Below are 10,383 nucleotides of genomic sequence, written 5' to 3' on the forward strand. Positions count from 1 at the left end.
ATGCCGGCGTTGCCTGTTGAATAGGGGAAATCCAAGTGTCCCAGGAAAGACAAAGAAATGGTATTCCAAGGACAGCGTGTTTCCTCATTCAAAATAAGACTCATCTTATCATCATCTGCACTTTATATAAGTAAGACTTTTTTATGTCCTATCTTATTCATGATTTTTTACTACCATATTTACTTTTTGCAACAGTTCTTTCGTTCCCTCTTCGATGTCTTCACATGCGAAGATCCCACTTACAACTGCTGCTCCTGCAATTTCGCATCCTTTTAATTTCAGGATGTTATCGTGGTTGATGCCGCCAATTGCGACTACGGGGATGGTGACACTCTGGCAGATTTCCTGCAGGAGGCTTAGTTCCATCGGCTTTGCATCAGTCTTGGTGCTGCTGCCAAATACGGCTCCGCTTCCTAAGTAATCTGCACCGGCTTTTTCTGCTGCCTGTGCCTGTTCTATTGTTTTCGCAGTCACTCCGATGATTTTATCTGTTCCAAGAATTTCTCTTGCACGGGTCAGCTCCATATCGGACTGTCCCACATGCACGCCATCGGCTCCTATCCTTTCTGCCAGTTCCACATTATCATTGATGATCAATGGTACCCTATAACGGTGGCAGAGTTCCAAAAGGCTTCTGCCTTCTGCTTCAAATTCCGGCTCAGATAATTCTTTTTCCCGAAGCTGCACTAAAGTAACTCCGCCCTTCAATGCTTTTTCTACCTGCTCATATAAGGTCTCTCCCTTAAGCCAGCTACGGTCGGTAACGGCATAAAGAAGAAGCTGTTCTCTTGTAATATTCATATGTGATTTCTCCTCACTACCTGCAAAAACAAAAGTGCAGGACCTCTGTAAAAAAGATTCCTGCACACTAAGTAATCGCACCTGCGTTTCGTTATCTCCCTACGTTGGCATTATCCAAATCAGGTTCTGGGTTAAAGCTTCTGCTTACTCTCAGCCCGCCTGTGCGAGCACCCCGTTTTTCAACGATTTTCATTATACACATTCCCCACAAAAAAGCAAGCTATGTTTTCCATAAAATACCTTGAAAACCACAAAAAAATGGCTTAGAATTAGTTTAGCTTATTATATCATTGTACGAAAGAGAAGGATTAAGAATATCTATGAATTATGATGAAAATGTTTTTAAAGCCAAGGCCAATATCAAAGCCCGCAGAATCTGGCTTGTATTTTCCCTGCTGCTGACCGCTAACTATGGTGCCGATATGTCCAACGGTCTCTATCCATCGAAGCAGTATCTCTATTTTGTTCTGCTCTGCTGGATTCCATTTTTTATTGGAGAATTATTTCTAAAAATCAAAGGAAAAACTACTGACATCTATCGCTATATACTGGTGCTTGGTTACGGTATCTTTTATACTTATCTTTTATGTACCACAGCATCCCCAATTGCATTTACCTACATTCTGCCGGTAACCAGTCTTTTAATTATTTTTAAAGACCGGAAATTCATGCTGCAGTGCGGTATTGCAAATACTATCAGCGTAGTAATCAGTATTATTTACCGCTATATGGTATTAAGCTGCACCACTGCTACTGACGTAAAGAATTATCAGCTGCAGATATCCTGCCTGATTCTGTGCTATATCTGTTATATCATGTCCATCCGCCACTTAAATGAAGCTGACGGTGCATTAACAGACAGCATTAAGAATGATTTACACCGTGTGGTAAATACCGTAGAAAAGGTGAAAACTGCCAGCAATAACGTTATGGACGGTATCACCGTTGTCCGGGAACTGGCTAATGAAAATAAACATGGTTCTGACGTTGTCTTAAAAGGAATGAATAATCTGACCAACAACAATCAGGAATTACAGAACCGTACGACTTCTTCCCTTGATATGACTACCGATATCAATTCCCAGGTTGAGCATGTTGTATCCATGATTCACGAAATGGTATCTTTGACGGATGAATCCATTCACCATGCACAGATTAGTTCTGCTGACTTAGAGGGTCTGGTTACAACTGCCGGCACTATGTCAAAGCTTTCCAGCGAAGTAGAACAGGTTCTTACGGAATTTACTTCTGAATTTGAAAAAGTAAAATCAGAAACCGGAACCATTGATAATATTTCCGGTCAGACAAACCTCCTTGCCTTAAATGCTTCCATTGAAGCTGCAAGAGCCGGAGAAGCAGGAAAAGGATTTGCTGTTGTTGCTGAGGAAATCCGTACCTTGAGCACTGAAACCAAGGCTTCTTCCAAACAGATCCAGGATGCACTGATGCGTTTGGATGAAATCTCCGGCAAAATGACAAAATCCATTGAAGAGACCTTAAAACTTATCCAGCTTACTCTTGAGAAAGTCACACTGACCGGTGAAAACGTAAATAAAATTACCGCTGACTCATCTCAGATGGGTGAGCATATACAGGTCATTGACAATGCAATCAAAGAAGTGGAAACATCAAACCGCCAGTTAGTAGAAAATATGAAGTATATTTCTGAAATTGTCGATACCATGACACTCTGCATTCATGATTCTGATGATATCAGTCAACGTATGGTAAGCAAATATGATGAAAGTGCTAACAATATTAACAGCATAGAAAATGAAATCCAGGCGTTGATGTGCAAGCTTGGAATCGGCGGCTTCATGGGTATTGAGGATATCAATCCTGGTATGAAAGCAACCATCCGCCTGACGGAGAACCCTGACCATGTTTTCCATGGTGAAGTTCTGAAACAGTATTCCAACCAGATTATACTTTCCCTGGAAGAAAAGCTTTCTCTTCGTAACAGCAAATCCTGTTCCATCCAGATTACTGTTGGAAATGTACTATACTGCTGGGATAATGCTTCCATCCATGTAGATAAAACAACCTCTGATTTCGTCGTAGAAATCACCGGCAGTCCAAATATTTTAAACAGACGGAAATATCCTCGTGCCGACCTTTCCAATTTCTGTAATATTACAGTTAAGAACACCGGAGAAACCTTCCAGGGACGCATGGAAAATATCAGTGCCAACGGATTTGCTTTCCTTTGCGATGCACCGTTCTTTGCAGATAGTAAAGGGACTGATATTCTCTTAAATATCCTTTCCTTTGATTTACCGGATCAGGCTGCTTTGGAAGGTCATATTATCCGAAGTTCTGACGACGAAGGCATGTATATCGTCGGCTGCCAGATGCCGGAAGACAATATGGCAATTAAAGATTATGTAGAACAGTTGCTAGGATAAAACTATTTCAAGTAATTTTTTAAGATATCGCTGCTTGCGAAAGAAGAAAACTCATAGCAGATTCCGTTTGGAATTTACTATGAGTTTTCTTTTTGGTCTGTATTTTGTATCCGTAATCTCCGTCTTTATTTTCCTGCTTCATTTAATGCTGCTGAATAAATGCTTCAATTTCCGATAAATCTTTGGAAATCAGCAGACGGTTAAAATCTTCTTTTGCTGCAAAGCCTGAGCTCTGCATTTCTTCGAAAAATGCTTTCAGTGGCTGATAGAAGCCATCAATATCATAAAGAATACATGGATTCTCATTGATGTGAAGACGCTGCAGGGATATGATATCCGATAACTCGTCTAAGGTTCCCGGCCCGCCCGGCAGTGCAATGTAAGCATCCGCTAATTCTATCATTTTCGCTTTCCGCTCTGCCATGTCTTTCGTATCTATGTACTCTGTTAAAAACTGGTGTCTGCGGTTTTGAATGGATTCCACCTGCGGCAGTACACCGATTACTTTCCCACCATTGGATAAGACGGAATTGGCTATGGTTCCCATCAATCCGCCACGAGCTCCACCATATACCAGCGTGTGTCCGTTCTCTGCAATCCACATACCAAGGGCTACTGCACCGATGGTATATGCTTCTTTACTTCCTGCGGATGAACCGCAGTATACTGCTATATTCATATGCTCTCCTCTGCTACTTTTCCTGACGTTCTACTTCCATATTTTTAGGCAATACAAGATTTAAAATAATGGCAGTAAGGAATACAACTGCTACACAGTTTTCTGCAAAGATAGAACGGATAATGCCCGGGAAGATTGCAAATAAATCCGGCAGCTGGGTAAAGCCTAATCCGATACTTAAGGACAGTGCCGATATGGTAATATTTCTCTGGGAAAATCCACATTTTCCAATCATCTGCAGTCCACTGATTACAATAGTTCCGAACATCATAATTGTACATCCGCCCAGAACTGCACTTGGCAGTGTGGCAAGAACTGCACCCACTACCGGGAAAATTCCTGCCAGAATCATAATTATGGCCCCCGTTGCAATGACAAAACGGTTTACAACCTTGGTCATGGCAACCAGACCTACATTCTGGCTGAAGGATGTAATCGGCATACAGCCAAATACCGAAGATAATGCACTGACAAATCCGTCACAGGCAAGTGAACCTGCAGTCTCCTTCCGGGTAACATCACGGTTTAAGCCGGATGATGCCAGTGCCGAGGTATCTCCAATTGTCTCGGTTGCTGACACTAAGAATATCAAAACAAATGCGATAATAGCATCTGCATGAAATTCCATTTTAAATGGCATCAGATGCGGCAGTGCCAGAAGGCTTGTATCGGAAAGTGCTGAAAAATCTACCACACCCATACACAATGCCACAATATAACCTACAATCAGTCCAAACAGTACGGCTAACTGTTTGAAATAGGATTTTGTTACAATATTAAATACGATACAGCATACCAGTGTCACAGTTCCAAGTATCCAGTTGGTTGCAGATCCGAAATCTGCACTGCTGCTGCCACCACCAAAGGAATCTGCGCCTACTTCAAGCAGGGAAAATCCAATTGCTGTTACAACGGTAGCTGCTACAATCGGTGTTACCAGTTTCATCCAGTATTTGGATAAAAGTCCAAGGACACCTTCTACGATACCTCCAACAAGAACCGCTCCCATGATTGCTCCATAGCCATACTGTCCGCCAATGACACAGGCAATGGATACAAAGGTAAAGGAAATTCCCATGACAATCGGAAGTCTCGAACCGATTCTCCAGATTGGGAATAACTGAATCAATGTTCCGATTCCAGCAATCATCATTGCACTCTGAATAATCATCGCCGTATTCTTTGCATCCATTCCGCAGGCCCCTGCCACAATCAGAATCGGTGCAATATTGGCTACAAACATAGCTAAAATATGCTGCAAGCCAAATGGAATTGCATTTAAAACCGGCACTTTGCCATCCAGCGCATAAATATTATCTACGCTGGCTTTCTGACCTGCTGCCATACCATCTTTTGTGTTTTTTCTTTCTAAAAAACTCATTTTCTTTTTTCCTCCGTTATCTGTTTCCGCAATAGCATGCTCGCTATCTTTTTATCTTATGACGGAATAAAGGGGAGGTCAACTGCTTTTTACAATTTCCAGCCTGCTGCCTGAAGCTGTGTCTTTGCCATATGCCGATAAACACCATCCTTTGCTGTAAGTTCTTCCGGCGCACCCTCTTCGGCTACCACTCCATCTTTTAATACCACAATCTTATCTGCATCTGCCACTGTACGCATACGATGTGCAATAATCATAACCGTCTTATCCTGAATCAGCCGGGACAGTGCCTCCTGAATCAGTGTTTCATTATCTACGTCCAAGGATGCAGTTGCTTCATCTAAGAAAATAATTGGTGCATTCTTTAAAAATGCTCTTGCAATGGAAATTCTCTGACGTTCTCCACCGGATAATTCAGAACCGTTTTCCCCAATCATGGTATGCCAGCCCTCCGGCAGTTTATCTGCAAATTCATCACAGTGTGCCAATTTTGCTGCCGCAATGACTTCCTTGTCTGTTGCATCGGAACGTCCAATACGGATATTTTCCATAATCGTATTGTTAAAAAGTGTAACATCCTGAAAGACAATGGAATAAAGAGACATCAGTGTTTCCGGGTCAATCTTTGAAATGTCCATGCCGCCTACCGTAATGGTTCCCTTATCGATATCCCAGAATCTTGAGGCAAGTCTTGAGACCGTGGTCTTACCGCCGCCGGATGGTCCGATTAATGCAGTGACTTCGCCCTGTTTTGCGGTAAAGGTCACATCCTTCAGCACACTTTCCTGACTGTCATAGGAAAATCCCACATGGGAAAATGCAATGTCATATCCGTCATATTTCATCTCGGTGCTTCCACTCTGTACCAGATGGGATAAAATTTCATCCAGCCGCTCGCACTGCACATCCACGCTGATTATGGCAGCAAGGTTCTGCAGGGAAATCTGCATCGGGTCATAAAGTCTTGATACCAGTAATAAGAACATAAAGAAAGTCAGTAAATCAATACTTCCTTTCGAAAGTAAAATTCCGCCAACCAGTGCTACTGTTGCAATTCCAAGCTTTAAAATCATCTGGGCACCGGATACAAAGACTGCATTTCCAAGTTCTGCTGCCACTGCATGCTTTTCTACTGCTTTAATTTTCTTCTCAAGACCAGCCATATAATTTTCCTGTGCATCATTTGCCCGTAAATCACGGACAGTCTCTAAGCATTCCTGAATGCCATCTGCGCAGGCCATTTTCAGCTTCATCTGTTTTCTGCTAAGGTATCTTAAAAATTTTCCGGCACTCAGCACAATGAGAAAAGATACCGGCAGTACCCACAGCGCAGCCAGTGCCATCCGCCAGTCAAAGAAAAATAAGCTGACAGCAATAATTGCGGTGGAAACACAGGCTCCAAAAAGCTCCGGAATATAGTGGGAGGATGCCGTTTCTATCGTGGCACAGTCCGCCATAATGGTGCTGGTCAAATCGGATAAATCCTTTTTGCCAAAGAAAGATAATGGAATCTTTCTTAATTTTTCTGCCAGCGTAATTCTTCGCACACCACTTTCCACATAGGTGGCAAGGAAGGTGCAGTTATACTGGATATACGTTGTCACTGCGATCAGAACCAGACAGAGAATACTTCCCACAAGGTAGAACACGCCTCTGCCGCTCAAGTTATCATTCAGATAATCCTCCACCAGAAAATACAGCAGTCCCACCGGAAACATCAACACAATATTGGAAACGGTTGCTGTCAGAAATGCCTTTATCATGTCATTTGTGCCCTGCTCTGATAGGGCATATTTATGTTGTAATTTTTCTTTCCAGTTCATGTTACGCACCTACCTTCCACTGTACCGATTTGTTGTATTCTTCCCACATATGGGCATATACACCATTTTTCTGAAGTAATGTTTCATGGGTTCCCTCTTCTGCAATACTGCCATCCTTTAAAACGCAAATCCGGTTCGCGTCTACAATAGAGGAAAGACGATGGGCTATCATAATTACGGTCTTGCCCTTAGACAGTCTGGAAAACGCTTCCTGCACCTTTGCTTCATTATCCGGGTCTGCAAAGGCAGTTGCTTCATCCAAAATCAGAATTGGTGCATTCTTTAACATGGCTCTTGCAATGGAAAGCCGCTGGGCTTCTCCACCGGATACATAGGTTCCGCTGCTTCCGATTACTGTATCAATTCCATCCGGAAGTTTTGCAATGATATCTTCACACTGGCTTCCTTTAACGCCTGCATGACTTCTTCCCTGGTTGCATCTTTCTTTCCCATGCGGACATTTTCCAAAATGGAAGTTTTTAATAATTTGCTATCCTGGAATACAAAAGATACCATATCCATTAACTGCTTGGAAGGAATTTCCTTCACATCCTTATTTCCAATCAGGATGCGTCCTTCCGTGATATCAAAGAATCGTGCTACAAGGCTTGCCAGCGTCGTCTTTCCGCCGCCGGACGGTCCTACAAATGCCACATGCTCGCCCTCTTTGATGGCAAGATTAATCTGATGCAGTGCATCTCTTCCGGCATCTTCATAACGGAAGGATACATTTTCAAAGGTAATGGAGTTGTTCTCCGGCTCCTGTGCATGGGCGGTTTCCGGTAACGGTTTCTTTTCTAAAATACTTTCGATACGGGAAATTGCATCTGCTACAATCAGCTGATTTTCACTGGAATACATAATTTTATTCATGGTCACAGTGATAATCGGCGTAATGATAATATAGAATAAAAGATTTAATAAAAAGGTATTATCTCCTCCTTTTCCGGTAAAGAAAAAGGTTGCTGCAATCAGCACTGCAAATACCGCATTGATTGCTGTTGTATACACCGTCATTGGTATCCGCATTTCCTTCGTGTATGCAATTGTCCATTTCTCATATTTCTGAATGGATGTTTGGAAACGTTTGAAGGAAAATACAGACTGTCCGAAAGTCTTTACTACCGGGATTCCACGGACATATTCCACTGCCTCACTGGACATTTCGTCCAATGCATTCTGATATTCTTCCATCTTATCTTTCATACGCTGTCCGGTCATGGTTCCCATAATCAAAAATGCTGCCACCACAGGAATCAGACTCAAAAGACCAAGCCGGAAATCAAATACCATAAGCAATACCAAAAGACCTGCCGGTGTTGCGATGGCTCCTGCCTGATCCGGTAACTGGTGCGCCAGATAGGTCTCTGTTGCTGCGCTGGATTCATTGACGATTTTACGGATTTTGCCGGTTCCGTCTTTATCTAAAAATCCCATTGGCAGTGTCAGGATATGCCGCATCAGGCTGGTGCGGATATTTGCCTGGACGCGGAATGCTGCCAGATGGGAACACATCAGCGCGCACACATAAACCAGCATGGATAAAATGGCAAATCCAACGGCTGCCCAGCCATATTCTTTTAAATGAGCTGCTTTGCCAAAATTCGATGCCACAGAAAGTACTTCTTTCATAATTCTCCAGATGTAATAAAATGGTACCAAAGCCAGCCATGCGCTGATTACCGATAAAATCCAGGATGCTATGGTCAGATAGCGGAATTTACCGGCATAGGCAAAAAGCTTTGATAAGGAACTTTCCTTTTTCACTTTTTCTTCTCCTCCTTTAAAAATAATTGATTCTTTCTTCTTATTGAAACGAAAACTGTTTTAAAAACTGCTCCCGGTGTGCTGCTGTCACATATTTTCACAGCCAAGTGCCACCTCACTGTTGGTATTCAGGCAAAAGAACTGACTTTTTGGATTCTGGAATGCACCTTTTTGATATTTCCATCGTACAGTGTCATCTAATATGAATTAGTTTTAACTAACCAGCGTTTTTAAGAAAAGACTGCTTCCTGCTGTTACAAGATAAGCAGTCTTACTATCTTTTACACTTCGAATTTTAAAATGGTATTCCAGCCTGCATAGTTGAATTTTTCCAGCATATGAACGTATTTCCGTGCAGTTTCTTTCTCCATCTTATGACGCACAACTTCAAACATGCTGTCAAATAATGCCCTTGTCATAATATGGATGAATTCTCCCGTCACTTCATTTTCCTCTTCATTCTGAAAATGAATAACCTCCATGAACTTGTAGGTATATTCTGCCTCTACTTCTGCCAACTGTTCTACAAAATTCTGGAACTTCGTTCCATAGGACGCCTCTAATAACAGCTGAAATGCGGTAAAATTATCATAGATATAATCCAGCATTTCATCCATTCCTGACATCACATAGTCATCCATTTCCTTCGGCTGCCGCTCCGGCTCTACTGCATGAAATTCTTCCTGCGTCTTCACAAAAAGATTCATCATATACTCTGCCACCGGTCCTACAATTGCTGCAAACAGCCCTTCTTTGTCTTTAAATCTGGAATAAATAGAACCTGTGGTTGTTCCCGCTTTCGCCGCAATGGTGCGAAGCGATGCATCGGAATAACCCTTTTCTAAAAATTCTTCCGTTGCGCAGGAAAGAATTCTTTCCGATACGCCTCGATTGGTTTAGTCACTGATGCCTCCGTTTCATTTATAACAGTGTTATATAACACTGTTATAAATATAATTAGTTTTGTGGGAGATGTCAAGGGTTTTATATCTGATATATTTAAGACCTTCTCTCCCCATAAAATTCTAAACATTTCATGATAAATACCTGGTTTTCTGCATTTATTTTTTTGAGCTACTCAATTAACTTGTCTAACATTTCTATAATTGCTTCCCTTTCACAACTACCATTGTTTTAAATCTCAGCAATGGAATTTCATACAATTCCATTATGTGATTCTTCAACAAATCTCGTGATGCCTGTACAGTATTATCCTGATGATATTCATATCCATCAACCTCAATAGCTAATACCGGTTTCTTACTAATTCTGTTATATACCAAAAAATCCAAATGTGTAGCTGGATTCATTGCATACTGACATTCCTGTTCACTTAACAATTTTGGATCCCTAATTAACATATTTAACGGAAAACGGCACACTACGTCCAAGTATGCATACTTGTTATCAGCAATAATTTCTTTGACTAAAGAGTACATTAGATTCTCTGAATCATATTCAGACACCTTTTTATATTTTTGCAAATACTCTACTCTCTTTTTTGTATACTGTTTATAAAGATAATCA

At 41.6% G+C, this 10,383-nt stretch carries 7 protein-coding genes and 2 pseudogenes; 1 reads left to right on the top strand and 8 read right to left on the bottom strand.

Translation table 11 applies throughout. The features are described 5' to 3' along the window. Window positions 1-153: 153 nt before the first annotated feature. The gene (gene thiE / locus DW059_RS08325) at window positions 154-801 is read right to left on the bottom strand and encodes a thiamine phosphate synthase (RefSeq protein WP_117698462.1); all 648 of its coding nucleotides are present in this window, start codon (window positions 799-801) and stop codon (window positions 154-156) included. A gap of 320 nt (window positions 802-1,121) precedes the next feature. Between thiE and DW059_RS08330 the strand changes: the two genes are divergently transcribed. Then, window positions 1,122-3,206: a methyl-accepting chemotaxis protein gene (locus tag DW059_RS08330; protein WP_117698463.1), complete on the top strand. Its 2,085-nt coding sequence runs from the start codon at window positions 1,122-1,124 to the stop codon at window positions 3,204-3,206. Window positions 3,207-3,348: 142 nt separating this feature from the next. Here the strand turns inward: DW059_RS08330 and DW059_RS08335 are convergent, their stop codons facing one another. The 7 genes and pseudogenes from DW059_RS08335 to DW059_RS08360 all read right to left on the bottom strand — a co-directional run. Further along, window positions 3,349-3,885 carry a TIGR00730 family Rossman fold protein gene (locus DW059_RS08335; protein ID WP_117698464.1) on the bottom strand — a complete coding sequence of 179 codons (537 nt, stop codon included), beginning with the start codon at window positions 3,883-3,885 and terminating at the stop codon, window positions 3,349-3,351. A 13-nt stretch (window positions 3,886-3,898) separates the two neighbouring features. After that, on the bottom strand, window positions 3,899-5,230 hold the full coding sequence (locus tag DW059_RS08340; RefSeq protein WP_117698469.1) for a uracil-xanthine permease family protein: 1,332 nt from the start codon (window positions 5,228-5,230) through the stop codon (window positions 3,899-3,901). A 125-nt stretch (window positions 5,231-5,355) separates the two neighbouring features. Next, the gene (locus DW059_RS08345) at window positions 5,356-7,089 is read right to left on the bottom strand and encodes an ABC transporter ATP-binding protein (RefSeq protein ID WP_117698465.1); all 1,734 of its coding nucleotides are present in this window, start codon (window positions 7,087-7,089) and stop codon (window positions 5,356-5,358) included. A 1-nt stretch (window position 7,090) separates the two neighbouring features. Then, window positions 7,091-8,856, bottom strand: a pseudogene (locus tag DW059_RS08350) (ABC transporter ATP-binding protein). Window positions 8,857-9,137: 281 nt separating this feature from the next. Next, window positions 9,138-9,566, bottom strand: coding sequence for a hypothetical protein (locus tag DW059_RS08355; protein WP_330408344.1), 429 nt, complete (start codon window positions 9,564-9,566; stop codon window positions 9,138-9,140). 33 nt (window positions 9,567-9,599) lie between these two features. Beyond that, window positions 9,600-9,728: pseudogene (locus DW059_RS17610) on the bottom strand (TetR/AcrR family transcriptional regulator); the annotation flags it as partial. Window positions 9,729-9,956: 228 nt separating this feature from the next. Next, window positions 9,957-10,383, bottom strand: a 427-nt coding sequence (locus DW059_RS08360) for a DUF2726 domain-containing protein (RefSeq protein ID WP_242986177.1), incomplete at its 5' end; no start/stop codon positions are given.

The organism is Roseburia sp. AF42-8 (assembly GCF_003435965.1).
Lineage (GTDB): Bacteria > Bacillota > Clostridia > Lachnospirales > Lachnospiraceae > Roseburia_C > Roseburia_C amylophila.

What these genes read in the sequence shown, in the direction of transcription:
- DW059_RS08340 (WP_117698469.1), bottom strand. Translation starts at nt 5,230, where the DNA reads ATGGCAGCAGGTCAGAAAGCCAGCGTAGATAATATTTATGCGCTGGAT.
- thiE (WP_117698462.1), bottom strand. Translation starts at nt 801, where the DNA reads ATGAATATTACAAGAGAACAGCTTCTTCTTTATGCCGTTACCGACCGT.
- DW059_RS08355 (WP_330408344.1), bottom strand. Translation starts at nt 9,566, where the DNA reads ATGATGAATCTTTTTGTGAAGACGCAGGAAGAATTTCATGCAGTAGAG.
- DW059_RS08345 (WP_117698465.1), bottom strand. Translation starts at nt 7,089, where the DNA reads ATGAACTGGAAAGAAAAATTACAACATAAATATGCCCTATCAGAGCAG.
- DW059_RS08330 (WP_117698463.1), top strand. Translation starts at nt 1,122, where the DNA reads ATGAATTATGATGAAAATGTTTTTAAAGCCAAGGCCAATATCAAAGCC.
- DW059_RS08335 (WP_117698464.1), bottom strand. Translation starts at nt 3,885, where the DNA reads ATGAATATAGCAGTATACTGCGGTTCATCCGCAGGAAGTAAAGAAGCA.